Source organism: Acidithiobacillus albertensis (genome assembly GCF_001931655.1).
Classification (GTDB): Bacteria; Pseudomonadota; Gammaproteobacteria; order Acidithiobacillales; family Acidithiobacillaceae; genus Acidithiobacillus; species Acidithiobacillus thiooxidans.
In genome coordinates this window covers 2,311,886-2,337,584 of sequence record NZ_MOAD01000001.1, presented here as the reverse complement: position 1 = coordinate 2,337,584, position 25,699 = coordinate 2,311,886, and the positions used below count along the sequence as shown (strand labels likewise).

The 25,699-nt window shown below is 53.7% G+C and carries 28 protein-coding genes; 19 read left to right on the top strand and 9 right to left on the bottom strand.

The features are described from left to right. Positions 1-64: 64 nt before the first annotated feature. The gene (locus tag BLW97_RS12080) at positions 65-1,186 is read left to right on the top strand and encodes a 3-deoxy-7-phosphoheptulonate synthase (RefSeq protein ID WP_075323269.1); all 1,122 of its coding nucleotides are present in this window, start codon (positions 65-67) and stop codon (positions 1,184-1,186) included. A gap of 10 nt (positions 1,187-1,196) precedes the next feature. On the opposite strand, the gene metG is transcribed toward BLW97_RS12080, so the two are convergent. Beyond that, on the bottom strand, positions 1,197-3,251 hold the full coding sequence (gene metG / locus BLW97_RS12075; RefSeq protein ID WP_075323268.1) for a methionine--tRNA ligase: 2,055 nt from the start codon (positions 3,249-3,251) through the stop codon (positions 1,197-1,199). A gap of 119 nt (positions 3,252-3,370) precedes the next feature. Here metG and rpmB point away from each other — a divergent pair, with 119 nt between their 5' ends. The 11 genes from rpmB to BLW97_RS12020 all read left to right on the top strand — a co-directional run bounded on the left by rpmB (position 3,371) and on the right by BLW97_RS12020 (position 12,000). Next, on the top strand, positions 3,371-3,607 hold the full coding sequence (gene rpmB / locus BLW97_RS12070) for a 50S ribosomal protein L28 (RefSeq protein WP_024892956.1): 237 nt from the start codon (positions 3,371-3,373) through the stop codon (positions 3,605-3,607). A gap of 11 nt (positions 3,608-3,618) precedes the next feature. Then, positions 3,619-3,774: a 50S ribosomal protein L33 gene (gene rpmG / locus BLW97_RS12065; RefSeq protein ID WP_010637078.1), complete on the top strand. Its 156-nt coding sequence runs from the start codon at positions 3,619-3,621 to the stop codon at positions 3,772-3,774. Positions 3,775-3,994: 220 nt separating this feature from the next. Further along, positions 3,995-5,020 carry a heat-inducible transcriptional repressor HrcA gene (gene hrcA, locus BLW97_RS12060; RefSeq protein ID WP_024892957.1) on the top strand — a complete coding sequence of 342 codons (1,026 nt, stop codon included), beginning with the start codon at positions 3,995-3,997 and terminating at the stop codon, positions 5,018-5,020. Between the two features lie 72 nt (positions 5,021-5,092). Continuing rightward, positions 5,093-5,617: a nucleotide exchange factor GrpE gene (locus BLW97_RS12055; RefSeq protein ID WP_075323267.1), complete on the top strand. Its 525-nt coding sequence runs from the start codon at positions 5,093-5,095 to the stop codon at positions 5,615-5,617. A gap of 46 nt (positions 5,618-5,663) precedes the next feature. Beyond that, on the top strand, positions 5,664-7,568 hold the full coding sequence (gene dnaK / locus BLW97_RS12050; protein WP_010637084.1) for a molecular chaperone DnaK: 1,905 nt from the start codon (positions 5,664-5,666) through the stop codon (positions 7,566-7,568). A 66-nt stretch (positions 7,569-7,634) separates the two neighbouring features. Then, positions 7,635-8,780 carry a molecular chaperone DnaJ gene (gene dnaJ / locus BLW97_RS12045; protein ID WP_075323266.1) on the top strand — a complete coding sequence of 382 codons (1,146 nt, stop codon included), beginning with the start codon at positions 7,635-7,637 and terminating at the stop codon, positions 8,778-8,780. After that, positions 8,780-9,616: a 4-hydroxy-tetrahydrodipicolinate reductase gene (dapB, locus tag BLW97_RS12040; protein ID WP_075323265.1), complete on the top strand. Its 837-nt coding sequence runs from the start codon at positions 8,780-8,782 to the stop codon at positions 9,614-9,616. The genes dnaJ and dapB overlap by 1 nt, the downstream gene beginning before the upstream one ends. A 35-nt stretch (positions 9,617-9,651) precedes the next feature. After that, positions 9,652-9,966, top strand: coding sequence for an antibiotic biosynthesis monooxygenase family protein (locus BLW97_RS12035; protein WP_010637090.1), 315 nt, complete (start codon positions 9,652-9,654; stop codon positions 9,964-9,966). Positions 9,967-10,048: 82 nt separating this feature from the next. Next, entirely contained in the window at positions 10,049-11,125 is a 1,077-nt protein-coding gene (apbC, locus tag BLW97_RS12030) for an iron-sulfur cluster carrier protein ApbC (protein WP_024892962.1), read from the top strand. Position 11,126: 1 nt separating this feature from the next. After that, the gene (dcd, locus tag BLW97_RS12025) at positions 11,127-11,693 is read left to right on the top strand and encodes a dCTP deaminase (protein WP_010637093.1); all 567 of its coding nucleotides are present in this window, start codon (positions 11,127-11,129) and stop codon (positions 11,691-11,693) included. 85 nt (positions 11,694-11,778) lie between these two features. Then, complete coding sequence (locus tag BLW97_RS12020) at positions 11,779-12,000, top strand: hypothetical protein (RefSeq protein WP_031571290.1); 222 nt, start codon at positions 11,779-11,781, stop codon at positions 11,998-12,000. 25 nt (positions 12,001-12,025) lie between these two features. Here BLW97_RS12020 and BLW97_RS12015 read toward each other — a convergent pair whose 3' ends face one another. The 4 genes from BLW97_RS12015 to BLW97_RS20305 are packed head-to-tail and all read right to left on the bottom strand — an operon-like array spanning position 12,026 to position 15,072. Next, complete coding sequence (locus BLW97_RS12015; RefSeq protein WP_075323264.1) at positions 12,026-12,673, bottom strand: molybdopterin-dependent oxidoreductase; 648 nt, start codon at positions 12,671-12,673, stop codon at positions 12,026-12,028. Positions 12,674-12,678: 5 nt separating this feature from the next. Next, a complete protein-coding gene (locus tag BLW97_RS12010; protein WP_075323263.1) occupies positions 12,679-13,287 on the bottom strand; it encodes a hypothetical protein in 609 nt (202 codons plus the stop codon). A gap of 20 nt (positions 13,288-13,307) precedes the next feature. Next, complete coding sequence (locus BLW97_RS12005) at positions 13,308-14,981, bottom strand: cryptochrome/photolyase family protein (RefSeq protein ID WP_075323262.1); 1,674 nt, start codon at positions 14,979-14,981, stop codon at positions 13,308-13,310. Continuing rightward, positions 14,905-15,072 carry a DUF2256 domain-containing protein gene (locus BLW97_RS20305; protein WP_010637101.1) on the bottom strand — a complete coding sequence of 56 codons (168 nt, stop codon included), beginning with the start codon at positions 15,070-15,072 and terminating at the stop codon, positions 14,905-14,907. The genes BLW97_RS12005 and BLW97_RS20305 overlap by 77 nt, the downstream gene beginning before the upstream one ends. A gap of 280 nt (positions 15,073-15,352) precedes the next feature. Between BLW97_RS20305 and BLW97_RS11995 the strand changes: the two genes are divergently transcribed. The 6 genes from BLW97_RS11995 to BLW97_RS11970 are packed head-to-tail and all read left to right on the top strand — an operon-like array spanning position 15,353 to position 21,024. Continuing rightward, positions 15,353-16,672, top strand: coding sequence for an NAD(P)/FAD-dependent oxidoreductase (locus BLW97_RS11995; protein ID WP_075323261.1), 1,320 nt, complete (start codon positions 15,353-15,355; stop codon positions 16,670-16,672). Then, positions 16,648-17,415, top strand: a complete 768-nt coding sequence (locus BLW97_RS11990) for a DUF1365 domain-containing protein (RefSeq protein ID WP_075323260.1) — start codon at positions 16,648-16,650, stop codon at positions 17,413-17,415. The genes BLW97_RS11995 and BLW97_RS11990 overlap by 25 nt, the downstream gene beginning before the upstream one ends. Further along, positions 17,412-18,629, top strand: a complete 1,218-nt coding sequence (locus BLW97_RS11985) for an SAM-dependent methyltransferase (RefSeq protein ID WP_075323259.1) — start codon at positions 17,412-17,414, stop codon at positions 18,627-18,629. Before BLW97_RS11990 ends, BLW97_RS11985 begins: the two co-directional genes overlap by 4 nt. Next, the gene (locus tag BLW97_RS11980) at positions 18,622-19,158 is read left to right on the top strand and encodes a chalcone isomerase family protein (protein WP_024894761.1); all 537 of its coding nucleotides are present in this window, start codon (positions 18,622-18,624) and stop codon (positions 19,156-19,158) included. Before BLW97_RS11985 ends, BLW97_RS11980 begins: the two co-directional genes overlap by 8 nt. Further along, positions 19,151-20,437 (top strand): MFS transporter, encoded by a 1,287-nt coding sequence (locus BLW97_RS11975; protein WP_031571305.1) that lies wholly within the window; start codon positions 19,151-19,153, stop codon positions 20,435-20,437. Before BLW97_RS11980 ends, BLW97_RS11975 begins: the two co-directional genes overlap by 8 nt. Continuing rightward, a complete protein-coding gene (locus tag BLW97_RS11970; protein ID WP_031571307.1) occupies positions 20,434-21,024 on the top strand; it encodes a DUF3833 domain-containing protein in 591 nt (196 codons plus the stop codon). Before BLW97_RS11975 ends, BLW97_RS11970 begins: the two co-directional genes overlap by 4 nt. A 2-nt stretch (positions 21,025-21,026) precedes the next feature. On the opposite strand, the gene BLW97_RS11965 is transcribed toward BLW97_RS11970, so the two are convergent. From BLW97_RS11965 to BLW97_RS11950, 4 genes are all read right to left on the bottom strand, one after another. Further along, complete coding sequence (locus BLW97_RS11965; protein WP_075323258.1) at positions 21,027-22,403, bottom strand: APC family permease; 1,377 nt, start codon at positions 22,401-22,403, stop codon at positions 21,027-21,029. 73 nt (positions 22,404-22,476) lie between these two features. Further along, positions 22,477-23,787: an AMP-binding protein gene (locus BLW97_RS11960; RefSeq protein ID WP_077218402.1), complete on the bottom strand. Its 1,311-nt coding sequence runs from the start codon at positions 23,785-23,787 to the stop codon at positions 22,477-22,479. A gap of 2 nt (positions 23,788-23,789) precedes the next feature. Continuing rightward, positions 23,790-24,104: a hypothetical protein gene (locus BLW97_RS11955; protein WP_075323256.1), complete on the bottom strand. Its 315-nt coding sequence runs from the start codon at positions 24,102-24,104 to the stop codon at positions 23,790-23,792. Next, on the bottom strand, positions 24,104-24,508 hold the full coding sequence (locus tag BLW97_RS11950) for a PAS domain-containing protein (protein WP_075323255.1): 405 nt from the start codon (positions 24,506-24,508) through the stop codon (positions 24,104-24,106). The genes BLW97_RS11955 and BLW97_RS11950 overlap by 1 nt, the downstream gene beginning before the upstream one ends. A 229-nt stretch (positions 24,509-24,737) precedes the next feature. Here BLW97_RS11950 and BLW97_RS11945 point away from each other — a divergent pair, with 229 nt between their 5' ends. Next, the gene (locus BLW97_RS11945) at positions 24,738-25,649 is read left to right on the top strand and encodes a MerR family transcriptional regulator (protein WP_031571316.1); all 912 of its coding nucleotides are present in this window, start codon (positions 24,738-24,740) and stop codon (positions 25,647-25,649) included. Positions 25,650-25,699 lie beyond the last annotated feature (50 nt).

Below are 25,699 nucleotides of genomic sequence, written 5' to 3'. Positions count from 1 at the left end.
GATCATGTTATCCTTTGGTCCGGCTAATCCATCAGCATTCAGACAGCGCAAGAGGACTTAGAACATGATCCTGATTTTAGAAGCAGATCTGGCGGAGCAGTCGCCCATTTTTCAACAGTTGCTGACCCGTCTCAAGGCCATGTCTGATATCCAGTACCGGATTCATCAGGAACAGGGCGTCGAGCAGTTGCTCAGCGAAATTTATCTGATTGGCAATACCAAATCGTTGCGGGTGGAAGACATGGAAGCCTTGCCCGGCGTGAAGCAGGCTATTCGGGTTTCCAAGGAGTATCGGATGCTCGGGCGGCATTCCGGCGATCATCGCAGCCAGGGTTTTGACTACAACGGCGTCCATTTTGGGCAGGATAACCTCAATGTATTTGCGGGTCTCTGCGCGGTCGATACGCCCGAGCACGTTGAGCAGATGATGAAAGCACTCCAGGAAAACGGTCAGGTCTGCACCCGTATGGGGGCCTACAAGCCACGCACCAGCCCTTATGCCTTTCAAGGACATGGCCAGGCCTGTTTACCCTATGTATTTGAGCTGGCTGGCAAATATGGAATGCGGGTGATTGCCATGGAAATTCTCCACGAGTCGCACATGGATGAAATCCGTGAGGCTTTGGAAAAAACCGGACATCCAACCGGAGTGATGCTCCAGATTGGCACCCGTAATACCCAGAATTTTGAACTCCTCAAGGCCGTGGGAAGGCGGACCGAGTTTCCGGTGCTGCTCAAGCGTGGTTTCGGCATCACGTTGGAAGAGTCCCTCAACGCAGCAGAATATCTGGCCTCAGAGGGGAATACCAAGGTGGTGTTTGGCTTGCGTGGCATGAAAACCAACCTTGGTGATCCCCATCGCAATTTTGTGGATTTTGCCCAGGTGCCCACCGTGAAGCGTCTTACCCGGATGCCGGTCTGCATTGATCCCTCTCACTCCGTGGGCAGTCGTGATGCCGGGCCGGACGGAATTCCTGACGTTTTTCATGCTACTGCAGAGGGGGTTGTGGCGGGGGCCAACATGGTTCTGGTGGATTTTCATCCGGATCCGGCAACTGCGCTGGTAGATGGTCCTCAGGCCTTGCTGCTGAAAGAGTTACCCTGGTTTCTGGAAGATGTCCGTCTGGCTCGGGAAACCTACGAAGAGCGGGTGCTTCTGGCCGCCGCTCAGGGTGTCGCGGAGTAGGGTCGCAGCCCTACTTCACCCGCATGCCGGGTTCGGCGCCGGCATCTGGAGACAGGAGGAAAGGCCCCCCCGCCGGACCACTGGCGGCCATGACCATGCCCTCAGACAGGCCAAAACGCATTTTACGCGGCGCGAGATTGGCCACCATGACCGTCAGACGTCCCACCAGGCTGGCCGGATCATAGGCACTCTTGATACCCGCAAACACCGAACGGGTTTTTTCTTCGCCAATATCCAGGGTTAGATGCAGTAACTTTTCCGCACCTTCCACCGCTTCCGCCGCAACAATCCGGGCAATGCGCAAATCGATCTTGCTGAAATCCTCAATACTCATGGTGCTGCTTTCCGTGCCGGGCGCAGCGGCTGCTGTTTTTGCTGCCGCTTTGCCGTCATGTTCGGGCTTTGTTACTGTACCTTGGGTACCGGGTGTTTCTGTGGGGGATTGAATCAAGGCGTCCACCTGGGATTTATCCATACGTTGCAATAAATGGGTGTAGGGCTGAATGTTGTGCTTCAACAGGGGTTGGCTGAGTCCCGGCCAGCTGAGCTCAGTTTGTAAAAATGCCAGCGATTTGCGCGCCAGTTCGGGAATGACCGGGCTGAGTAAAGTCACCAGAATGCGGAAGCCATTCAGAGTCACAGTGGCAACGCGATGTAATGCTTCGCGCTGTTCAGGATTTTTGGCCATCGCCCAGGGGGCATTCTGGTCTACGTAGGCATTAATCTGGTCGGCAAGCGCCATAATGTCGCGCATGGCTTTGCCATATTCGCGACTTTCATAAGCCTCGCCAATCGCTTCCTGGCTGTCCAGCAGATTATCGTAAAATGCCTGATCGGATCCCAGTGATGGGGCCAGTTGCCCGGCAAAAAAGCGATGAATGAATCCCGCCGCCCGCGAGGCCAGATTGACGACCTTGCCAACCAGATCCCCGTTGCCTTTCAGCAGGAAATCTTCAAGGTTGAGGTCAATGTCTTCGACATGACTGTTGAGTCGGGTGGCAATGTAATAGCGTAAAAATTCGGGATTGAGATGTTGCAGATATTGTCCGGCAGTGATGGAAGTCCCCCGGGACTTGCTCATTTTGGCACCGTTTACGGTCAGGTGTCCGTGAGCAAAAATACCGGTAGGCAGACGATGTCCGGAGCCCTTGAGCATCGCCGGCCAGAACAGGCCATGAAAATAAATAATATCCTTGCCAATGAAATGATAAATTTCGGCGCTGGCGTCGGGTCCCCAGTAATCGCTGAAATCACGACCATGACTGGCACACCAGTGACGGGTGGCTGCCATGTAACCGGGCAGGGCATCCAGCCAGACATAAAAAAACTTGCCCGGCGCATCGGGAATGGGGATGCCGAAGTAAGGTGCATCGCGGCTGATGTCCCAGTCGGCCAGCCCAATACTGAACCACTCATCCAGCTTGTGGGCGACTTCTTCCTGGAGGGTGCCGCTGTGAATCCATTGTTTGAGGAACCCGGTAAAATCCCCCAACTGGAAAAAGTAATGCTCGGATTGGCGACGTTCGGGTACTGCACCCGATACGGCAGACACCGGATTGATCAGGTCGGTGGGGCTGTATGTAGCGCCACAGACCTCGCAGCTGTCTCCATATTGATCGGGTGCCTGGCAACGGGGGCAGGTCCCGCGTATAAAACGATCCGGTAGAAAGATGCCAGCAACGGCATCATAAGCCTGTTCGATTTCGCGGATGTTGATGAAATCGGCACTGCGCAAAGCCCGATAAATCTCCTGCGATATCTCGAAGTTTTCCGGTGAGTGGGTGCTATGGTACAAATCAAAACCGATGCCAAAGCCGGTAAAATCGCGCAGATGCTCTTCATGCATGCGTGCTATCAAGGCTTCCGGAGTGATGCCTTCACTCTGGGCGCGCAGCATGATGGGCGTGCCATGGGCATCATCGGCGCAGACGTAAACGCAATCATGACCCCGCAGGCGCTGATAGCGGGCCCAGATGTCGGTTTGGGTGTATTCAACCAGATGGCCAAGGTGAATCGGACCATTGGCGTAGGGCAGGGCGCTGGTAATCAGGATGCGTTTAGTCATAGTAGCCATAAATTACAGGGGAAGCGCTTGTCAGGCAATGCTGTTGAACGATTTTTGATGCTGGCAGTCACTGCTGATCCATGGTATAAAGGGCGCCATTTTTCAGGGAGATTTATCTGATGTCCAGAGTTTGCAAGGTGACCGGCAAAAAGCCTATGGCCGGAAACAATGTTTCGCACGCCCACAACAAGACCCGTCGGCGTTTTCTGCCCAATCTCCAGTATCATCGTTTCTGGGTAGAAAGTGAAAATCGTTGGGTGCGTATGCGGGTGAGCACCAAGGGTATTCGTACCATCGACAAAAAAGGTATTGATGCGGTTCTGGCTGAACTGCGTGCTGCCGGCGAAAAAATCTGAGGATTTAACTGATGCGCGACAAAATCAAATTGGTTTCCACGGCCGGTACCGGTCATTTCTACACCACGACCAAAAACAAGAAGACCACACCGGACAAGCTGGAAATGAAAAAGTACGATCCCAAAGTCCGTAAGCACGTGGCTTACCGGGAAGACAAAATCAAGTAATTTTCTGTGCCTCCCTGCGGTCTGCCCTGAATCTTCAGGAGAGGCCGGTTGGTTCTTTGCTCAACCATCATTATTTTGCTAAGTTATTAGCACTCCTGATGGTTGAGTGCCAAGGACCCCATTCCAATCATATGTGCATCGTCCACGATTTCTTGTTCTCCGGATATTCATGCGGCCTGGCAACAGCACAGGATAATCTCGTCTTTTGGGGACAAATCTGATGGCTATGGATGAACGTGCGCGGCACCTGCTCAAATCCCTCATCGAGCAGCATATAGCCAATGGTGTACCGGTCGGCAGTCGCCAGTTGGCCAAGGGCGCCGGTCTCAATATCAGTCCTGCTACGGTCCGTAATGTCATGGCGGATCTTGAAGATGAAGGTTATCTGATTTCCCCCCATACTTCTGCCGGACGCATTCCTACCCATGTTGGTTACCGCTTTTTTGTGGATGCGCTGCTGCGGGTGGTGCCGCTGTCCCCTGAGTCCCATCAACTGCTGATTCATCGGTTGGGGCACTACATTCCGGATACCGAGCAGGTGCTCCATGCGGCCACGGAGGTGCTTTCGGAATTGACCCACATGGCGGGGTTTGTCCGTGTGCCCCGACGTGCCAATCGAACGTTGCGCCATGTGGATTTTCTGGCACTGCGCGAAAAGGAAGTGCTGGCCATTTTTGTGACCGATAAGGGCGATGTCGAAAACCGCCTGATTCGCACCGAACATGCCCTCAGTGCCGCTGAACTCAATCAGGCGGCCAATTTCTTCAATGAAAGTTATGGTGGTCGCCCCTTGCAGGAAGTCATCCAGCATTTGCAGCGCGATCTGCAGCAATCCCGTCACGAAATGGACCGCATATTGCGCAGTGCCATGGAGCTGGGTGAGGAAATGCTGGAAGAAGATCAGCAGCGCATGCTTATTGAAGGGGAGTTTCAATTGCTGGACCTGCCGGAACTGGCCGGTAGTGAACGTCTGCGCGAGTTACTCAATGCGGTGCGGCAGAAGCGTGACCTGGTCCATCTTCTGGATGGCAGCATGCGCGGCAGTGAAGTGCGCCTCTTCATTGGTGAGGAATCGGGCTTTGCGCCCTTGAGCGATTGCAGTGTCGTTTCAGCGCCGTACGTGGTGGATGGCGAGGTGCTGGGCGTGCTCGGCGTGATTGGACCCATGCGTATGCCCTATCAACAGATTATTCCCCTGGTGGATGGCACCGCCCATTTACTGGGGCGGGCCTTGTCACAATCTTGAGTGGCTTGGCTTGAAATGCCGCCGGGTCCTCCCCATATGGAGGACATCCAAACGATCAGGAGTGAATTGCGCATGAGTGAAGAAGAAAAACCCGTAGCGTCGCCAGAAGACACCGATACACCAGCCGCATCCGAGGCGGAAGAAGTCAATTGGGAGGAGAAGGTGGAAGCCTATCGCAATGATTATCTGCGGGCCTTGGCCGATGCCGAAAACCAGCGCAAGCGCTCGGAAAAGCAGATTGAAGATGCCCGTAATTATGCCGTAGACCGCTTTGCCCGGGAATTGCTGCCGGTTATCGACAGTCTCGAACTGGCCCTGGCGACGCCTCTGGAAGGCGATGAAGCGCTCACGCAGTTTCGCCAGGGTATTGAAAATACGCTGACTCTGTTTGCCCAGGCCTTGGGAAAAGCGGGTATCGCCCCCATAGAAATGGGCGAAGGGCGTTTTGATCCGCATCTGCATCAGGCGATTGCCATGGTGGAATCGGAAGGAGATGCAAACCGGATTCTTGCGGTGCATCAGAAAGGTTATCTCATGCATGACCGTCTGCTGCGTCCCGCCATGGTTTCGGTGTCCAAGGCACCCAAAACTGCGTAATCATTGTTGATATAAACACAAATTTTTTAATTCAGGAGAACATATAATGGCTAAGGTAATTGGCATCGATTTGGGCACCACCAATTCTTGCGTCGCCGTCATGGAAGGCGACAAGGTCAAGGTCATTGAAAACAGTGAGGGCAAGCGGACGACGCCTTCCATTGTCGCGATCACTGAAGAGGGCGAGGTGTTGGTTGGCGAAGCGGCAAAACGTCAGGCAGTCACCAATCCCGAAAACACTATTTATGAAGTGAAGCGTCTGATTGGTCGTAAATACGACGATGCCGAAGTTCAGAAAGATCTGAAGCACGTTCCCTATAAGGTGGTGAAGGCTGAGAACGGCGATGCCTGGGTGGAAGTGCGCGATAAAAAATATTCCGCGCAACAGGTTTCGGCCTTCATTTTGCAGAAAATGAAAAAGACGGCGGAAGATTATCTCGGTGAAACGGTCAGTGAGGCAGTCATTACCGTCCCTGCCTACTTCAACGATGCCCAACGTCAGGCTACCAAGGATGCGGGTCGAATTGCCGGTCTGGAAGTGAAGCGTATCATCAATGAGCCTACCGCAGCGGCCCTGGCTTTTGGTGAAGACAAAAAGCCCGGCGACAGCAAAATTGCGGTGTACGATCTTGGCGGTGGGACGTTTGACGTATCCATCATCGAAATTGCCGAAATGGACGGTGAACACCAGTTTGAAGTGCTGTCCACCAATGGGGATACTTTCCTGGGTGGTGGTGACTTCGACAATCGTATCATCAATTATCTGGCGGATTCTTTCAAAGCCGAAGCCGGTATCGACCTGCGCAGTGACCGTCTGGCCATGCAGCGTCTGAAGGAAGCGGCGGAAAAAGCCAAAATCGAGCTTTCTTCGGCGCAGCAGACGGATGTCAACCTGCCTTTCATCACCGCCGACCAGAGTGGTCCCAAGCATCTGAACATGAAGTTGACCCGGGCCAAGCTGGAATCTCTGGTGGAAGACATTATTGACCGCAGTATGGCCCCCTGCCGGGTTGCCATGAAAGACGCCAACCTGTCCACCAGTCAGGTGACTGACGTGATTCTGGTGGGTGGTCAGAGCCGGATGCCCAAGGTTCAGGAAAAGGTCAAAGACTTTTTTGGTCAGGATCCGCGCAAGGACGTGAATCCCGACGAGGCGGTGGCCATTGGTGCGGCCATTCAGGGTGCAGTGCTGTCTGGCGACAAAAAGGACGTGCTGCTGATGGATGTCACCCCCCTGTCTCTGGGTATTGAAACCCTGGGCGGCGTAATGACCAAGCTGATCGAAAAAAACACGACCATCCCGACCCGCAAGTCCCAGATATTTTCTACGGCGGAAGACAATCAGTCGGCGGTGACCGTGCACGTCCTGCAGGGCGAGCGTGAACTGGCCCGGGATAACAAATCCCTGGCCCGCTTTGATCTTGCCGATATTGCTCCAGCGCCACGGGGCATGCCGCAGATTGAAGTGACTTTTGATATTGATGCCAACGGTATCCTCCATGTGTCGGCCAAGGACAACCAGACCGGCAAGGAGCAGTCTATCAAGATCACCGCAGGTTCCGGCCTTTCCGAGGAAGAAATCAAGCGGATGGTCGCCGAAGCTGAAGCGCACGCAGCCGATGACAAGAAGGCGCGGGCATTGATTGAAGCCCGTAACGAAGCGGATGCCAGCATTCACGGCGCACGCAAGGCGCTGACTGAACAGGCATCGGCACCGGAAGCGGACAAGGCTAAGGTCACTGAAGCCATTACGGCGACGGAAAATGCTGCCAAGGGTGAAGACCCGGAAGCTATCAAGAGCGCCGTGGCGACCTTGATGGCGGCCATGTCCACGCTGCTGCAAAGTGCGGCAGGCAGTCAGGCGGAGCCCGGCGCAACTGCTCAGGGTGAAGGGCAAGCCAAGGCGGATGATGTGGTCGACGCGGAGTTTGAGGAAGTCGATAAAAAGTAATTCAGACTTTGGTGATAAGGGGGCAGGATCTGGTATCCTGTCCCCTTGCCTGTTTCAGGATAAAAAATGGCGACACGCGATTATTACGAAATTTTGGAAATTACCCGCAGCGCCGACGATGGGGAAATCAAAAAATCCTACCGTCGTTTGGCGATGCGCTATCATCCTGACCGCAATCCCGATGATCCCAGTGCGGAAGACCGCTTCAAGGAAATCAACGAAGCCTATGAGGTATTGTCCGACGCTTCCAAGCGTCAGGCTTATGATCGCTTCGGGCACGCCGGGGTGCAGGGTGGTGCTGGTCCCGGCGGTGGTTTTGGTGGCGGCTTCGGAGGTTTTGGAGGCGGCAGTGCTGGCTTTGGCGATATTTTCGGGGATCTTTTTGAACAGGCTTTTGGTGGCGGTGGGCGTGGCCAGGATTCCGGGCGCGGCTCGGATTTGCGTTATGAGCTGGATCTGACGCTGGAAGAAGCCGCACTGGGTAAGCAGGTCACTATTCAGATTCCCAGTTCCGCACCTTGTGAGGTTTGTCATGGTACCGGTGCAAAACCGGGCAGTAAGGTAGAAGATTGCAGTACCTGTGCGGGTCGTGGTCAGGTGCGGATGGTTCAGGGTTTTTTCTCGGTGACGCGTCCCTGTCCGCAATGTAATGGCAGTGGCAAAACCATCAAGGATCCCTGCAGCAATTGTCAGGGGCACGGCAGGGTCCGCAAAACCCGTGATCTCGAAGTCAAAGTACCGGCCGGAGTAGATACGGGCGACCGCATCCGTCTGAATGGTGAAGGGGAAGCTGGGGAACGCGGCGCAGCGGCGGGTGATCTGTACATTCAGGTGCGGGTCCAGCCGCACAGCTTGTTCGAGCGCGATGGAGATGATCTGCATTGTGCTGTTCCGGTGAATTTCACGACCATGGCCATGGGGGGCGAACTGGAAGTGCCCACTTTGACGGGTCGGGCCAAAATCCAGATTGCGCCGGGAACCCAGTCCGGCATGGTGTTTCGTCTGCGCGGTAAGGGTATCAAGGGGGTGCGCAGCAAGTTGCATGGTGACTTGCATTGTCGCCTGCAGGTGGAAGTGCCCGTGCATCTGTCGGCCCGACAAAAAGAACTGCTGGAAGAATTCGCCAGCAGTTCCGGTGATCAGAGTCAGCATCCCCAGCAGGAAAGCTGGTGGAACAAGGCCAAAGACTTTCTGGACCGGATGGGACTCTGATGAACCAGCCAACCCGCGTCGCCATAACCGCAGTCTCGGGACGAATGGGCCGGGCGCTGATCCAGGCTTTGGAGGGGCGCGATGACCTGCAGTTGAGCGCAGCCATTGGTCGTGCCGGTGCGGAATATCTGAAGCAGGACGCCGGCCGCCTTGCTGGGGTTATGCCGTTGGGCGTGCCGGTTACCGCCGATTTGAGTGCGGTGTTGGCGCAGGACAAGGCCGTGGATGTGGTCGTTGAATTCGGTCCGGTAGCTGCTGCGCTGGACCATGTGCTGGCTTGTCAGAGGACGAAAACCCCCATCGTCATTGGTACCACGGGTTTTTCTTCCGAACAGCAAAATATGCTGAAGGCCGTCAGCCACGATATTCCCCTGCTCCTGGCTCCCAATATGAGTGTCGGCATCAACGTGTTGCTGGCTTATCTTCCGGCTATCACCAAGGCGCTGGGGGAAAGTTACGATGTGGAAATTGTCGAGGCCCACCATCGTCACAAGGTGGACGCGCCATCCGGAACCGCGCTGGCTTTGGGGCGCGCCGTTGCCAAGGGACGCGGTGTCGATCTCAAGGACGTGGAGTGCCTTGATCGTAATACCATCCGGGGGCCACGCCAGGAAGGCAGTATTGGCTTTGCCACTTTGCGTGCTGCTGACGTGGTGGGTGAACATACGGTATGGCTGGCGGGCGCGGGCGAGCGACTGGAATTGACCCATCGTGCCGCCAGCCGTCTGAATTTTGCCGAGGGCGCACTGCGGGCGGCGCACTGGTTGGCGGTACAAAGCCCCGGATTTTACGATATGCAGGACGTTCTGGGTTTGAAGCAGGGGCCGGTCCTGTAATTTTCCCTGCACTTAAGTAACGAGGAGCAGCTATCATGCAATATGTTGTCGCGAATCGGGTACCTGTAAAGGCCGAATATCGGGCCGAGTTTGAGGCACGTTTTCAAAAACGCGCGGGAGAAGTGGATAAGCAGCCGGGGTTTGTGCGCATGGAGGTTTTGCGTCCGGTCAATGATGACGGCGTTTATGTCGTGCTGACGCACTGGGCTGATCAGGCAGCGTTCGAGGCCTGGATGAAAAGTGACGATTTCAAGGCGGCCCATACCAATCCGCTGCCCAAGGAAGCCTTTGGTGAAGGGGGCGGTCTGGAGCGTCACGAAGTCGTGATCAGTGCAGAGACCGCACCTTGATCCACTGCCGCGAAAAAACAGATTTTTGCGGATACACCACTTAATATGACGGCAGCTTTGGATGCCGGAGATGAGGACGAGCATGGCAGAATTGACGCGGGAACAAGTAGAGCAGTCATTGCAGGCAATGGAAGACCCTTACCTGGGTAAAACCCTCGCAAAAGCCGGCGTACTCAAAAGTGTGGACGGTAACCAGGTCAAACTGGAATTACCCTATCCCAGCGCTGGTGTAGCTATCAGTCTGAGTCAGGATGTGGCGCGGCAGATTCAAAATGACCACGGCCTGCAGGCGGATGTTTCGGTCAGTCATCGTATTGTCACCCATCAGGTCCAGCGCGGCGTCAAGCTCATGGAAGGCGTGCGAAATATTATTGCGGTAGCGTCGGGCAAGGGTGGCGTGGGCAAGTCAACCACATCAGTAAATCTGGCGCTGGCGCTGGCCAAGGAAGGTGCCCGGGTAGGAATTCTGGATGCTGATATTTACGGTCCCAGCCAGCCGCGCATGCTGGGTATTTCCGGTAAACCCACCAGCAAAGATGGAAAAAAGATGGAACCCATGGAGGGGCATGGCCTTAAAGCCATGTCTATCGGTTTCCTGATTGACGAAGAAACCCCCATGGTCTGGCGCGGGCCTATGGTCATGCAGGCGCTGGAGCAGCTGCTCTCGGATACCCGCTGGGGAGAACTGGATTATCTGGTCATCGATCTGCCACCGGGTACGGGCGATACCCAGTTGACCCTGGCGCAGAAAGTGCCGGTTTCCGGGGCGGTCATTGTCACCACGCCCCAGGATATTGCCTTGCTGGATGCTCGCAAGGGTCTGAAAATGTTTGAGAAAGTCGGGGTTCCAATCCTCGGGATCATCGAGAACATGAGTTTTTATATTTGTCCCAAATGTGGCAATGAGGACGATATTTTCGGACATGGCGGCGGTGCCAGCATGGCCGAGCAGGATGGCGTGGAATTTCTGGGTGCCATCCCCCTGGACCGCAGCATTCGCAGCGAAGCTGATAATGGAGCGCCCACGGTGGTGGCGCAACCCGATTCGCGTCTGGCCAAAATCTACATCGAACTGGCTCGGCATGTGGCTGGGCGGGTGGCCAATCAGGCCGTCGATCATAGCCACAAATTCCCCAATATTGTCGTGCAGAATCGCTAAAATGAGTATCAAATCAGATCGCTGGATTCGGCACATGGCAGAAAATGAGGGGATGATCGAGCCTTTCTCCCCCCGTCAGGTGCGCCATGTAGAAGGCAGTCCCATCATTTCCTACGGTTTGTCGTCTTATGGTTATGATATTCGCTGCGCCGGTGAATTTAAGGTATTCACCAATGTGCGCAGTGCCATCGTCGATCCCAAAAATTTCAGCGAAGATTCTTTTGTGGATTTCAGTGGGGATACCTGCGTTATTCCACCCAATTCATTTGCCTTGGCGCGTACCCTGGAATATTTCCGGATTCCCCGCAATGTGCTCACCATTTGTCTGGGTAAAAGTACCTACGCGCGTTGCGGTATTATTGTGAATGTCACGCCCTTTGAGCCGGAATGGGAAGGCTATGTGACCCTGGAATTTTCCAATACCACGCCGTTGCCGGCCAAAATATACGCCAATGAAGGTGTCGCTCAGGTGCTTTTTCTGGAGTCTGATGAGGTCTGCGAAGTGTCCTATGCGGATCGGCGTGGTAAATATCAGGGCCAAAGTGGTGTGACTCTTCCCAAGGCTTGAGTGGTTCTGTAAGCGGAAAAATCAGTCCTGGCAGATGTTAATTTAAATAATTTAAATAACCGTGGATTCATTTGAGGGTGTTGTCATGCGCAAAACAGCATTGGTCATACTCAGTATCATCGGCATTTTTCTGATGCTTTCAGGCCTGTTGTTTTTTCTGCAGGGCACCGGAATATTTCCCTACCCGAAAAGCAGTTTCATGATCAATGAAACCATCTGGATTATCCGTGGAGCTATTTTATTTGTGGTCGGGTTGATTGTTCTGTTGATTGGCCGCCGTTTCCGGCGACCAGTTAAATTCCGCTAAATGGCAGAGAATCAACGTTTCTGGTTTACAGCAGGTCCATGAAGCTGAAACCCTTCTTGATGTAGGCATTGTTGGCATAGCCGTCCTTCTCCCAGGTGCCCTGGGGGCGGGTGCTGTCAAGCACAATCTTGTTGACCCATTTGACACTTTTGTAGCCGTACATTTGCGGGACCAGCAGACGCAGCGGATATCCCCCTTTTCGCAGCAGCGGCTGTCCGGAAATGTGCGTGGCGAGAATGACTCCGGGGGCGCGAGCCTGATCCATGGAAAGACTGTCTACGTAGACGCCATCGGCGCTGTAAAAAGCGACATAGCGGGCGCTTGCCTGAGGTTGTATCTGCTCCAGAAAATGCGACAGGGCAATACCCTGCCAGTGAACATTGTTGACAATCCAGCCGGTCACGCAATGAAAGGTTTCGATTTCCCGATCCTTGCTGAGTTGATATAACTCGGGAAGGGTGAAAGTCTGGGGTTTGTTGATGAGTCCCGCAGTCTCAAGACGATAGGTATCGGGATTGATTTTGGGATAAAACCCCGCATAAGTGTAATACTCCGGAAAAACCGGGATTTTGGTATCCGCCCAAGCCAGGGCAGGATATGCCAGACTACCTGCTCCAGTCGCCAAAATCAGGCCACCCGCTGAGCGTAGGAATTCTCGACGATTGATTGACATGACTTTTATCCTCTTTTCCAGACGGCGAATATACGCCAAAGGGCGTCGCCGCGCAGTGCATGATAAGCGGCCATGACAACATGGCCGATCCAGAAATAGGCTAACAGGGGGGTACCCAGGCGCATCAGCGTAAGTCCAATTTGTGCGCCTCCGCTCAGATGCAGGTCTCCACGCAGAACGAGCCAGCCAATAAAACCTCCAAAGGTCACGATGCTGACTCCGATGAAAAAAATGGCTTGCCAGAGGCTGGATAAACCCGGCCTGACCCCATGACTGGGTAATTTTCCGCGAAATAGCCGGGCAAGATCATGACCTACGGCTTGAGGGGTGCGCCAGGAAAACCAGGTACCCAAAAGATGACGTCCCCAGGGTGTGAGTAAATACACCAACCAGGTAAGAACCAGCCAGCCGGTCAGAATCAGCCCGGCAAGTACATGCAGCGGGAACCAGGTGAAATTGGCAAACCACAATGCGGCCAGGCTGTTCCATAACTCAAAGGTAACACTCAGCACCAGTCCCAGATGCAAAATCTTGGCATAAACAGGATATTCCACCAGGTTTTCAGACGCCTGAGCGGAGAATACGCTGCCGGGAATATGAATGATCTCTGCCATGTCTTGCCTCGCTTGTAGACTTATTCCAGATTACGTGAAATTTCGGGTTCCGGATGCATTATATTCACCTCGAATGCGTGACCATCTTCCAGGTTTTTGCGTATCACCTGAGCCTGGGCGCGAATCGCCGCAAGACGCTCATCGGACATGCGTTCCAGATGCTTCCATTGCAGGGCGGTACGCGGATGTTGACGGAAACGTTCCTGGTGCGTCTGCAGAAAATTCCAGTACAGCACCGTAAAGGGGCAGGCTTTTGCGCCGCTAGCCAATTTGGGTTCATACGGGCAGCGCTGACAATGCCCGCCCATTTTCTGCAGATAATTACCGCTGGCGACATAGGGCTTGGATGCCATCCAGCCGCCATCTGCATACTGGGACATGCCGATGACATTGGGCAGCTCCACCCACTCCACGGCATCCACGTAAATGGCCAGAAACCAGCGATGAATGGCTTGCGGTTCGACACCCAGCAGCAACGCAAACAGACCGGTAATCATCAGTCTTTCAATATGGTGAGCATAACCATGCTCCAGAGTGCGCGCGATGGTATCCTGCAGGCAGGACAGGTCGGTTTTTGCCGTCCAGTAGAATTCCGGCAAGGGCTGATGGGCCTGGAGGATATTCTGCTGCAGCCATTGGGGCATGTGCAGCCAATAGAGGCCGTGTATGTATTCGCGCCAGCCCAAAATTTGCCGGATAAATCCTTCTGCAGAGGCGATGGTAACTTTACCAGCCCGAAAATTTGCTTCAACCGCCCGAATGACCGTTATGGCACGGATCAGGCCGAGATTCAGCGCTGCAGACAGCCGGGAATGATAAAGCCAGACCTGTCCTGGCCAGAAAGCATCCTGCAGGGGGCCAAATTGTGCAAGACGACTATCCAGAAAATCCTGAAGCGCAGCTTGGGCCTGTTGGGAAGTCACCGGCCAGTCAAAGTGTTGCAGGTTACCCGGGTGTTCGGCGAATTGTGTTTCGACCAGGGCCATGACTTCCCGGGTGATGGCATCCGGAGTAAAACTCAAAGGTTCCGGAATCCAGCCGGGACCCTGAGAACCGGGACGCTGACGGTTTTCCGGATCAAAATTCCAGCGCCCGCCAACCGGCTGATCATTATCCATGAGTATCCCGGTTTTTTGCCGGGCGTGGCGGTACCAGAACTCGAGACGCATCTGGCGACGATTTTCTGCCCACTGGCCAAATTCCGGGACTGAAAACAGAAAATTAAGATTACGCCGTTCTTGCCAGGGAATCTGCCTACTTTCTGCGCAGTGACGAATGGTTTCGCGCAGCTGCCAGGTGCCGGGACGCAGGCTGATGATTTGCTGGGGCTGCCAGCGTAGTAGAGCCGCTTCCAGGGCCTGACTCATGCTCTGATAGGGGTGCGTGCCAAAGGTCAGATACTCCAAAGGAAAGCGACGTTGCCGCAAGGCTGCAGCATGATGACGCATGGCACTCAGGAACAGGGCAATGCGGGCCTTATGCGACCAGACTATGCTGGACTCTTCGGGCACTTCGGCCATCCAGCACAGATCCTGATCTGGATCGAAGCCTTCCAGGGCCAGGCTGTCCGGATCCAGATGGTCCCCGAGAATCACTACCAGATGACGAACAGTCCTTTCAGTCTGAGACATGGGGCTGGTTTCCGGAGTGATGCCGATTTTTTCGACAGGCGGCTGAACAATACCGTACTTCATCCCAACAGCGCTTCCAGCGTTTACGCCAGGTAAAGGGGCGCTGGCAGACCACACAGATTTTTTCTTCCTGATGACGTTGTAGGGCTTTCATGGCTTATACAAAATAAGAAAGTGTATAGTACAATAAGGCCAACAAGGCTTCGGCGCAATGCGCAAGGTGTCTGAACCTGCATCCGCTGACGAAGTATTTGCGTAATAGCTGATAAGGCCACTTTGCCAGGGTGTTGCGGTTGTGCTGTGGTGATTTGAGCGTACCGAGACATTGCAGGTTCTGGATCATTCGAACCGACATAGGATGTTTGGGGAGCTTTGCGTTATCCTATACTAAGTGAGTACTTGTACAATACATTTAAAAACAATAAAGGAGACTTATGCGAGTTGCCATCATTGGTGCAGGTATTTCCGGGCTGGGGGCCGCCTGGATATTGCGGAAAACGCATAGCGTGAGTGTTTTCGAGGCGGCGGACTACCCCGGCGGTCATACTCACACCGTGGATGTCAGCCTGCAGGGCTTTTCAGCACCTGTAGATACCGGTTTTCTGGTGTTTAACGATCGAACCTACCCGAATTTGCTGGGGCTTTTCGCGGAACTGAATGTACCCTGGACCGCCAGTGACATGTCCCTCAGTGTGCGCCTTCCTGCCCTGAATCTGGAATGGTGCGGCTCCAGTCTGAGCACGCTTTTCGCCCAGAAGCGGAATATTTTGCGTCCGGCTTTTTGGGGAATGCTCAAGGATATTTTGCGCTTCAATCGCGAGGCGTTGGCCTGGTTAAACATAAGCGATGCGGACATCACCCTGGACGAGTTTCTGCGTCGGGGAGCCTACGGGGAGTGGTTCAAAACAGCCTATCTTCTTCCCATGGCGGCAGCCATCTGGTCTTGCCCGACCGCAACCATGCTGGCTTATCCGGCGCGTTCCATTTTGCAGTTTTACCGGAATCATGGACTGTTACAGATTTTTGATCGGCCACAATGGCGGACAGTTGTTGGTGGAGGCCGTGAATACGTCCAGCGCATCACTCGACAGCTCAGCGATGTCCGTCTGAATGCGCCGGTGGAAGCATTGCATCCGGCTCCGGAAGGCGGGGTCATGGTCCAGTTTGCCGGCAATCAGAAAGAACACTTTGATCAGGTCATTTGCGCCCTGCATGGCGATCAGGCCAGAAAGTTGCTGGGTGACCATTGGCCAGAACAAAGCGCGGCGCTGGCGCAGTGTCAATATCAGGACAATGAAGCCTACCTGCATTGGGATGAAAGTTTTCTTCCCAAGCATCGCAAAGCTTGGGCTGCCTGGAATTTTCATGAAGAAGGGGTTGCCGACGCCCGGCGTTCGGTGGCGGTCACCTATTTGATCAATCAGTTGCAACCTCTGCCCTTCAAGACGCCGGTTATGGTTACTTTGAACCCGCAGCGCGTACCGGATCCGCAAAAAACCTGGGCACAGTTTCATTATGCCCATCCGGTATTTGATCATGGGGCATTGGCTGGCCAGGAGGCCGTGCGTCGTCTGCAGGGTCGAGATGGCTTATGGTTTTGTGGTGCCTGGCTGGGCCATGGTTTTCATGAAGACGGTTTGCGCAGTGCCGTCGAAGTCGCCAATGACATGGGTATTCGCGCTACCTGGCAAGAGCAGGCAAGTCCTGCCACTGAACCCCGGATGGAAACATGGCCACAACAAGTTCTACGCTGAAGGGCGGGCTTCTGCTGGGCCGCGTCATGCATCGTCGCCTGCAGCCGTTGCGACGCGCATTTCATTACCGGACCTTCAGTATTTGCTTTGATCTGGATGATTTGTCGCTGCTGCAGAAAATTCTTTGCCGCTTCAGTCCCCTGCGTTTTCACGATCGTGATCATGGTGGCCGTGATGGTTCGCCACTTTCAGCCTGGATTCGCGACATTTTTGCCGAGCAGCAGATTGAAGCCAGCCGCTTTGTCCTGGTCACCTATCCCCGTCTTTGGGGATATGTTTTTAATCCGGTCAGTTTCTGGCTGGGCCTGGACGAAGCCGGCAGACTGCGCGGCGTGCTGGCTGAGGTGAACAACACTTTCGGCGAACACCACAGTTATTTACTGGCGCACGCAGACCGGCGCGCTATCGGCAAGGGTGACTGGCTGGTTGCCAATAAGGCTTTTCATGTATCCCCGTTTTTACCGGTAGAAGGGCAGTATCGCTTTCGCTTTCATCTTGAAGACCAAGGATTTCAGGCAGATATTCATTATCTGGATGCGGATGGCGCGCCCTGTCTCATCACACAAATTGCGGGGCAGCGCCGTGATTTGAATATTTCCAGCATCTGGCGGGCTGTTTTGCAGCAGCCTTTCATGACCTTCTCAGTCGTTTTTTTTATTCATTGGCAGGCCATCCGACTATGGCGTGCGCACATTCGTTTTCATAAAAAACCGGAGCCCCCCCAGCAGGAGATCAGTTTATGAGTACAGCGCTTGGTAACCAACGAATTCCTATGTCAGGACTTCCCCGCTCTGCACAAAGCTTGCTGCAGATGCTGGAAGGCATGCATTGCGGACAATTGACGCTGAAAACCCCGGAAGGGGAAATTTTGCAGTTTCAGGGGGCAGAATCGGGTATTCAAGCCGAGTGGGTGGTGAATGACTGGCGGATTTTGTCGCTGCTGGCACGGGATGGTGATATTGCTTTCGGGCGCGGTTACATGGAAGGCTTGTGGGAGAGCAGTGATCCGGTGGCATTGCTGCGTCTGGCTATTGCCAATCGTGCCATGGTCGAAAAATATATTGAGGGTTCATGGTCCCGGCGCTTGATATTCACCCTGCTGAACCGACTGTTGCGCGCCAATACCCGGCGCGGTAGCCGCAAGAATATTTCGTTTCACTACGACCTGGGCAATGAATTTTACCAGCTCTGGCTGGATTCGAGTATGACGTATTCCAGTGCCTTGTATGATGGTGACGATTCCCTGACGCTGACTGACGCCCAGGAAAGAAAATATGCACGGGCGCTCAGTGCCCTGAATTTGGCCCCTGGATCAAGACTTCTGGAAATAGGCTGTGGTTGGGGTGGATTTGCCGAATATGCAGCGCGTTGCGGGTTTTTTGTGCATGGTATTACCCTGTCAAAAGAGCAGTTGGCTTATGCGAAAGAGCGGCTTGAAAAACAGGGGCTCAGTCATTTAACGGAATTTTCCCTGATGGATTATCGGGATTTACAGGGTCGTTATGATGGAATTGTCTCCATCGAAATGCTCGAGGCGGTGGGTGCTGAATGGTGGTCCATTTATTTTCAGCAAATTCACCAGCTGCTGCGCAGAGGCGGACGGGCGCTGATCCAGAGTATTACCATCGCTGATGCGCGTTTTTCGGCCTATCAGAGAAGTTCTGATTTTATCCGTCATTATGTGTTTCCAGGCGGGATGCTCCCTTCTCCGGCCCGGCTGCAGGAAGAAATATCCACAGCCGGTTTGCAATTGCTCGAACGCAAAGATTTTGGTCAGGACTACGCCAGGACTTTGCGCATTTGGCGTCATCGTTTTGATATTCAGGAAGAGGCCGTTAAAAGTCTCGGTTATGACTCGGTATTCTGCAAAATGTGGCGCTTTTATCTGGTTTATTGCGAAGCCGGTTTTGCGGAAGGAGAAATTGATCTGACCCAGGTAACCCTGACTCATGGCTAAGCTACTGACTATTTTCTGTTTGCTTTTGATGAGCCCGTTCGCCTGGTCTGCAGCACCCAAGGTGCCATTGCCGGCAGCGGTAAAAACGGCGGCTCCGGATTTGCATTTGCTGGGTGCAGGGCATCTGAACTGGCTGTTTTTCAGTGTTTATAACGCTGCGTTGTGGATCAGCGGCGATCAGTACACACCCACCCGGACTTTTGCCTTGGGCATTGACTATGAGCGCAGTTTCAGCAGCCACGAGCTGGTCAAGACTTCGCTCAAGGAAATGCGGCGACTGGATGATCTGGATGCCGCTCAGTTGGCAAAATATCGGACTGACCTCCAGCATGCATTCCCGGATGTGCAATCCGGTGATCAGATTGTCGGCTTGTGTATGCCCGGGAAATACACGGCATTTTATTATAATGGCGTGCTCCATAGCAAAATTGATGACCCGCAATTTTGTCCGGACTTTTTTGCCATCTGGTTGAGTCCCCATACCCAGGTACCGGGTTTACGCAAAAAGCTTTTGGACCTGCATGAATAAGCAGGACAGGCCCTCCCTGAAAATGCTCCTGCTTTACGCTCCGCTGGGAATGCCTTTGGCATTTGGTGCCTTGCCTGTATATCTGTTAATACCCCATTTATATGCCACGGATTTTGGGATGTCCCTGAGTTTGCTGGGGGTGATTTTGTTGGCAGTCCGCTTGCTGGATGCCGTGCAGGATCCCTTGATCGGGCTTTGGAGTGATCGCTGGGCAGAACAGCACCGGGGGCGGCGTCTGCTGATTCTTCTGGGTATTCCCGGAATGATTCTGGGTTTTTATCTACTGTTCAATCCGCTGGCAGGCATGATCTGGTTGAGTCTAAGCTTGTCTCTCATTGTTTTTTATATATTTTTCAGTGTCAGTAGTGTCAATTATCAGGCCTTGGGTGCAGAACTCTCCCATGACTACAATGGCCGGACCTGGCTGACGACCAGCCGCGAGGCTGGTGCATTAATTGGGGTGTTACTTGCAGCCGCATTACCCGACCTGTTGATGAAGCATTTTGGGCGTCATCATGGTCTGGAAATTTTTGCGGGTATTTTTGCGATGTTGCTCATTCTGGCCGTAATGCCTTTGCAAAGGCGCAGTATGCAGCGCCCGGTGGTCGGCGAGAAAACGCCGTGGTGGGCATTTTTTTCCGCGTTGCGACGTAAGTCATTACGGCACTTGCTGATTATTTATACCTTGTCGCAGTCTGCCAATGCCGTAGCTGGAACCCTGTTTTTCTTTTTTGTGGATGAAATTCTTGGTGCGCATCAATTGGCTCCCTTATTTCTACTGGCCTACTTTCTTTCGGGCGCATTGGGAATGCCTTTATGGTTGTGGTTATCCAGTCATTTCAGTAAGAGTCTGGCCTGGCGCCTTTCCATGTTCATTGCCACCCTGGCATTTTTCTGTGCTTTTTTTCTACGCAGCGGTGATGTCTGGGGCTACGCGCTGATTTGTGTATTTACCGGTTTGACTCTCGGGGCAGATCAGGCCCTGCCGCCCAGTCTTCTGGCAGATCACAGTGATCAGGACAGTCGCAGTCGACCGGGAAATTATTTCGGGTTATTGAATTGGGTGGGCAAAGCCGCTACAGCCTTGGGCGCCGGTTTGATATTGCCACTTTTGCAAGCTCTCGGTTATTCCTCAGGGAAAGATCTTTGGGCCTTGTCTTTTTGTTATGCCGTGATTCCGGCGCTGACCAAAATCATCGCCATTATTTTGATGGGCTATTGGTCGGTAGAAGGTCGGGAGTTACGTTTTTCTGGTTCCATATCTGGGAGGGTATCATGAATACAGTACATAAAGTTTTGGGCTTGTCTTTGGTGATGGCGCTGGCTGGTTGTGCCACTCAGCCGCAGGAATACGCACAAAGCCATCCTAAATTTGATTTGAAGACGTTTTTTAATGGCCCCTTGATGGCCCAGGGCGTTTTTGAAAATCGTTCAGGTAAGGTCGTCAATCGTTTTGTGGTGCGCATGATGGGCTCCTGGCAGGGGAATCAGGGAACTCTGGTGGAAAACTTCACCTATTTTGATGCTGCCGGTAAAAAGACCTATCAACAGCGGGTCTGGCATCTTACTGAAACCAGTACACATCACTTTGTTGGCAGTGCTGAAGGTTCGGCCGGTGATGTCAAAAAGGCTTCGGGTGATGCCTTCGGATTTGCCCTGCACTGGTCCTACGATGTGCGTCAGCCGGTCGGTAAAAGCTTTTACAATCTGCACGCCAATGACTGGATGTACATGATCACTCCCGATACGGTCATAGATCACACTGACGTCACCTGGTATGGATTCCATGCCGGCAACATCTTTCTGGAGATGCATAAATTGCCGGATACGGCGGCTAATCGGGAAAAAGTCGCCGCAATTAAATAGTTTTATTCATCAACAAGTTCAACCAGTTGCTGCAATTTCTGGGGTTTGAAGCGGGCCCATAGCAAACCCCAGATAAATACCAATAGCACGAGTAGCACAAACAGCATCGTGGCAGCACCTTCTCCGCCGGCAGGTAAGGGCCATAAACTGACTTCCAGTACTTTGAGCAGCAGCGGCAGGGAAATGACGGCGATGATCAGGCTGAACCAGCGCCAGACATGTTTTTGTCGAAATAAATACAGAGGCGTAGCAATATTGGCGAGGCTGTAAATCAACAAAAAAGCCAATCCGGTAAATGTGCCAAAAGTCCCGACCACGGACAAAATGGAAAAATGACCCACGCTCACCACCACTATACTGAACAGAACCAGCACAGCGAGGAGACCCAGGGCGCGGGTAGGGGTCCCATGCGAGGGGTGCCGGAAATGCAAATACTGACTGATGACTTGATGTCCCGCCATGCTGAATAAAATGCGGGAAATACTATTCAGGGTGGCGATGGTCGCTGAAAAAGCAGCAGTAGCCATGGCCAGATCCGAAAAAATGCCCAGCCAGGGCCTGCCAATAGCCTCGGCAATCCGGTTGAGAGGAGCAGGGCTGTTACCAATGGCGGTGGGGATGTGGGCAAAGGCCAGAATTTCAATGTAGGCCATAGCCACAAAAAACAAGCCGACCATACCCACGGAAAAGAGCATGACCTTGGGAATTGCCGTGCGCGCAGCCCGGGTTTCCCCGGCAAGGTTTCCGGCTGTTTCAAAACCGCCGTAAGCCAACAGGGATAATATTAAAGCCTGGGTAAACGGGCCTTGCTGCAGTTGCGTAAAATGCCACTGAGCCGGATCTCGCCAGCCAAAATGTCCCAGCGTAAATGCGGCAATCAACAAAATGCAGGCAATGGAAAAAATTTCCACCCAAAGTCCCCAGCGGGCGGAAATTTCAATGCCGCGCCGCGCCAGTCTCCAGGCAATCAGCAGGTATATAAAAGCAATAAGCGCAATCCAGCCGATGCCGTGAATGGGCCAGAAAAAGGCCAGGGCCTGCTCCAGAAACAGGCCTCCTAACAGGGGCGCAGCTGCCAGGGCACCAAAATATCCGGCAATCATGACAAAGCCCGCCAGCATCCCGGCTATGGGGTGCAAGGCTTTGCTCAGATAAAAAAACAATGAGCCCGGAGAAGGGAAATGCCGTGCCAAAATACCAATTTGCAGGGCGACCAGCATCATCAGGATGCCTATGACGCTATAGGCCAGCCAGGTAAAATTGCCACTGTGCACCGCCACCAGGGAAATGGTAACAGCGGGCATTGCCGAGGGGGTGATGTTGGCGACGGCATGGCCCCAAATTTCACTGGGGCTGACGGACTTGGAGCTGGAGTGCATAAATCGGGATACTCATTATTCTGACTGTAGTGAAAAATTATAAGGGGATGGCCCTATGAAAGCGATGAGAGCATTAGTCCGGCCAGTGTGAATACAGCCAGCGCCGACTGGGCTTGCCCTGAGGCACTGGCGCATCGTCCCAGAACCGTGCCGCTGGAATGCACAGCAGATAGGGCTCTTGCCATTGTTTGCGCAATGTAGAGACCTGCTCGCCGGGTACTTTTGCAACGGCGGTCAGGTGCCGTGCTCCTGGCGCGCCAAGGATAATGCTTTCGGCCTCTGGATACTGGTCCGTCAACCGGGCTTCCTCCGCTTCAGGACGGATGCTGTGGCCATTTGCCAGACTGAATCCCCCATCTTCACGGCCGCGCCAAAACAAGCAGCCGTCAGGATCCTGGCTGACTTCATCGCCACTGTTGATCCAGCCCTGATCATCCTGAATGCTTTGCCAACCCGACGCGGACAGGCGGGCATCAGCTTGCCCGGGTGAATGATAATGGAGGGTTTCGCCACGCAACGCATATTCCACCCGGGAATGTCCCAGGATAAAAGGCTGAAACTCTCCGGGAGGCCCCAGCGTGATTCCCGGCCCGGCCTCGCTTTGTCCATAACCCACCCGCAGCGCAGTGCCCTGGAGTTGATTGGCAAGGACTTTACCAATGGGGGCTCCGCCAATGATGCCACCCTGCAGGCTATGCAAGAATTTTGGGGTAAGCAGGCGTGCTATGCGCGGAACCGTCAAGAGATGGGTACAGTCCCGGGGGGGATGGCGAGCGCGCTGTGCTTCTACCTGAATAACACTACCCGCCATGCAGGCGGGCAGTAATTCCAGCACACCCGCAAAGGCATGGGCCCAGGGTAGGGTATTCCAGAGCAGGCTATCGGCGCTGAGTTGCAGGGCCGGTAAATGGGTGGCAACCTGCCAATCTAACGCTGCAAAGCTGAGTCGGTAAGCATTACCGGAACCCATACTGCCCGAGCTCCACAAAATCAGGGCCGCATCCTGATCGTCATGGATGCCACCGTCCTGAACTTCTTCCTGAACACGATCTGATGAGTAATGTACCCAAAGTGCGGGCTGGAGCAGTTGCAGGCGGCGCTGGATTTCCAATGGGTGCAGGGCAGGGACGGGGCAGAATATCCAGTCACCCATCCAGCAGGCCAGCATGTAGGCCAAATAAGCGGGACTGTTGGGCAGGCTGACTGCAATTCTGCTTCCGGGGATGATTTTGGCACGACGCCAGCGGGTTTTGATACGGGCGGCTCTGGCCCAGAGCGACTGTCCCGGCCAGGCATGGGTATTACCATTCCGGTGCCAATCCAGTGCAAAACCCTGATGCAGACCTTCTGCCAGTTGATGCAGAAATTTATGGCGACCTGACAAGTTCAGGACACCAGATCCAAATTCATTTGCCTTAACAACAAGTGCAGCTGGTTACGAAAATCTTCGGGAATGTCACTTTCAATGTGCTGGATTTCCCGGTCAACCATTTGCAAAAGCTCAATTTGCTGCTCGTTCAGGAAATGACCGCCATCCTGCTGAAAGGCGTTGTTCAGCATTTGCCACAGGCTGTTCAGGCAGACCAGGTAAAGTTGCCGTTGTTCCTGATGTATTTCGGGCAGATCTATCAGCGCTTGCAGCAGTTCATCGGTATACGCCAGAAACTGGGTAATGACTTGGTTTTCGGCAGGAATCTGCATCAGCCCAGATCCTCGTACAACTGAATAATGCGATCAATAAAAATAAAAAAAAGCGGACTTTTACGCATATCGTAAAACATGTGCACATGGGCAGAGATGGGGCGGATACGATAGGTGAACGTATAGTAAAAATGCGTATCCAGAGACCCTTCCTTGATCCCTTGACGGAATCGTCCACGAAACAGGCGGCTGGCCGTGCAGGGTGCAACTTCCGTAAAAAAGTTGCGGCCCAGTACTTCGGTCACGCTCAAACCGCTGAGCCGCGCCTCTGCTGCGTTAAAAATTTTTACCTGAGCGTGACTGTCCAGAGCAATGATGCCAAAACTCTGCCGGTCAGCTATTTGCGCATTGATCTGGTCGGGGTTGTTCAGGATGGCATCTGCAACAAAAGTGTTGGCTAACATTCACGTTCCTTGGACAAAGACACAATAACAGGCAGAACAGATTCTGTGCCATGATGTTGTCAGGCAGCGGGGTGACCGCCAGAATCCTCTCAACTCATGGGCTTTCCTGATCATTTATGGGACGATACATCCAGTCAATGTGTGCAGGAACCTGAGTGGCAATGATAAAATAGATTGCTGTTCAGGGTCCATATGTCAATAAGGCGTCATATACAAAAAGGGAACGGTTGTGGATATCAGCACGGATGAAACAGAAGTATCGCAATTTCCAATCAGTGTGGTTGAGCAGGAAACCGGTATTTCAAAAGAGTTACTGCGCATGTGGGAACGGCGATACGCCTTTCCGGTGCCGGGTCGGGATGCGGCAGGTAACCGTCTGTATAGTCGTGCGCAGATTGAGCGGTTGCACCGGATTAATCAATTACTGGCAGCAGGGTATCGGCCGGGTGCTGTGGTGGGTGCCGATGCGCAGAAAATCGACAACCTGGTGGCTGAAATTCCTGCGCAGCACTCTGTACCCCGCGAAGATCCTGTCGTGCTGGCAGAAGCGCTCAATATGCTGGCCTCCGATCGTCCCGAGCAGTTGCGTAGTTACATGCGCCGCCAGCTGCAGCAGGAAGGACTCCCCCGCTTTGTGCTGCAGGTCGCCGCGCCTTTGCTGCAGCGCGTCGCTCGCGCCCGAATGATAGGTGAAATAAAGGCTTATCGGGAGGGCTGCCTTCAGGAACTGCTGATGGAATGTCTTTACGTCGCGACCAGTCAGTTACCGGGTGGTGAAACCCGTCTGCGGGTTTTGCTGGCGAGTTTTCCCGGAGAAGGCCGCACGCTGGAATTGCAGATGACCCGTGCCTTGCTGATGGGTGAGGGCGTGGATGTTTTGTTCATTGGTTCGGAGCCCGAAGTGGATGATTTGATTGCGGCGGCAGAAGCCTGTCATGTGCAGGTGATTCATCTGGCGGTATCGGCAGCTTCAGTCAATGCGCAGAATCGCCAGCTATTACATGACTTGCAACAACGCATGCCTGCAGGAGTTAGCTTATGGTTGGGGGGTAGTGGTTGCCAGGAGCTGGGAGCTGCAAAGGATGAACCCTGTTTTGTGCGCTTGCAGGATATGTTGAAAGCCATTCGCGAATGGGCCTGAACATCCCTTAGAAGTGACTAACATTTGTTTACTACAAATGATTGACAAAG

Excerpts from the sequence above, each read along its gene's own strand:
- BLW97_RS12020 (WP_031571290.1), top strand. The coding sequence starts at position 11,779 with ATGCGCAAAACAGCATTGGTCATACTCAGTATCATCGGCATTTTTCTG.
- hrcA (WP_024892957.1), top strand. The coding sequence starts at position 3,995 with ATGGCTATGGATGAACGTGCGCGGCACCTGCTCAAATCCCTCATCGAG.
- dnaJ (WP_075323266.1), top strand. The coding sequence starts at position 7,635 with ATGGCGACACGCGATTATTACGAAATTTTGGAAATTACCCGCAGCGCC.
- rpmG (WP_010637078.1), top strand. The coding sequence starts at position 3,619 with ATGCGCGACAAAATCAAATTGGTTTCCACGGCCGGTACCGGTCATTTC.
- dapB (WP_075323265.1), top strand. The coding sequence starts at position 8,780 with ATGAACCAGCCAACCCGCGTCGCCATAACCGCAGTCTCGGGACGAATG.
- dcd (WP_010637093.1), top strand. The coding sequence starts at position 11,127 with ATGAGTATCAAATCAGATCGCTGGATTCGGCACATGGCAGAAAATGAG.
- BLW97_RS11980 (WP_024894761.1), top strand. The coding sequence starts at position 18,622 with ATGGCTAAGCTACTGACTATTTTCTGTTTGCTTTTGATGAGCCCGTTC.
- rpmB (WP_024892956.1), top strand. The coding sequence starts at position 3,371 with ATGTCCAGAGTTTGCAAGGTGACCGGCAAAAAGCCTATGGCCGGAAAC.
- BLW97_RS11970 (WP_031571307.1), top strand. The coding sequence starts at position 20,434 with ATGAATACAGTACATAAAGTTTTGGGCTTGTCTTTGGTGATGGCGCTG.
- BLW97_RS12015 (WP_075323264.1), bottom strand. The coding sequence starts at position 12,673 with ATGTCAATCAATCGTCGAGAATTCCTACGCTCAGCGGGTGGCCTGATT.
- BLW97_RS12005 (WP_075323262.1), bottom strand. The coding sequence starts at position 14,981 with ATGAAGTACGGTATTGTTCAGCCGCCTGTCGAAAAAATCGGCATCACT.
- BLW97_RS11950 (WP_075323255.1), bottom strand. The coding sequence starts at position 24,508 with ATGTTAGCCAACACTTTTGTTGCAGATGCCATCCTGAACAACCCCGAC.
- apbC (WP_024892962.1), top strand. The coding sequence starts at position 10,049 with ATGGCAGAATTGACGCGGGAACAAGTAGAGCAGTCATTGCAGGCAATG.
- metG (WP_075323268.1), bottom strand. The coding sequence starts at position 3,251 with ATGACTAAACGCATCCTGATTACCAGCGCCCTGCCCTACGCCAATGGT.
- BLW97_RS11995 (WP_075323261.1), top strand. The coding sequence starts at position 15,353 with ATGCGAGTTGCCATCATTGGTGCAGGTATTTCCGGGCTGGGGGCCGCC.
- BLW97_RS11975 (WP_031571305.1), top strand. The coding sequence starts at position 19,151 with ATGAATAAGCAGGACAGGCCCTCCCTGAAAATGCTCCTGCTTTACGCT.
- dnaK (WP_010637084.1), top strand. The coding sequence starts at position 5,664 with ATGGCTAAGGTAATTGGCATCGATTTGGGCACCACCAATTCTTGCGTC.
- BLW97_RS11955 (WP_075323256.1), bottom strand. The coding sequence starts at position 24,104 with ATGCAGATTCCTGCCGAAAACCAAGTCATTACCCAGTTTCTGGCGTAT.
- BLW97_RS12035 (WP_010637090.1), top strand. The coding sequence starts at position 9,652 with ATGCAATATGTTGTCGCGAATCGGGTACCTGTAAAGGCCGAATATCGG.
- BLW97_RS12055 (WP_075323267.1), top strand. The coding sequence starts at position 5,093 with ATGAGTGAAGAAGAAAAACCCGTAGCGTCGCCAGAAGACACCGATACA.
- BLW97_RS11990 (WP_075323260.1), top strand. The coding sequence starts at position 16,648 with ATGGCCACAACAAGTTCTACGCTGAAGGGCGGGCTTCTGCTGGGCCGC.
- BLW97_RS11985 (WP_075323259.1), top strand. The coding sequence starts at position 17,412 with ATGAGTACAGCGCTTGGTAACCAACGAATTCCTATGTCAGGACTTCCC.
- BLW97_RS20305 (WP_010637101.1), bottom strand. The coding sequence starts at position 15,072 with ATGAAAGCCCTACAACGTCATCAGGAAGAAAAAATCTGTGTGGTCTGC.
- BLW97_RS11965 (WP_075323258.1), bottom strand. The coding sequence starts at position 22,403 with ATGCACTCCAGCTCCAAGTCCGTCAGCCCCAGTGAAATTTGGGGCCAT.
- BLW97_RS12010 (WP_075323263.1), bottom strand. The coding sequence starts at position 13,287 with ATGGCAGAGATCATTCATATTCCCGGCAGCGTATTCTCCGCTCAGGCG.
- BLW97_RS12080 (WP_075323269.1), top strand. The coding sequence starts at position 65 with ATGATCCTGATTTTAGAAGCAGATCTGGCGGAGCAGTCGCCCATTTTT.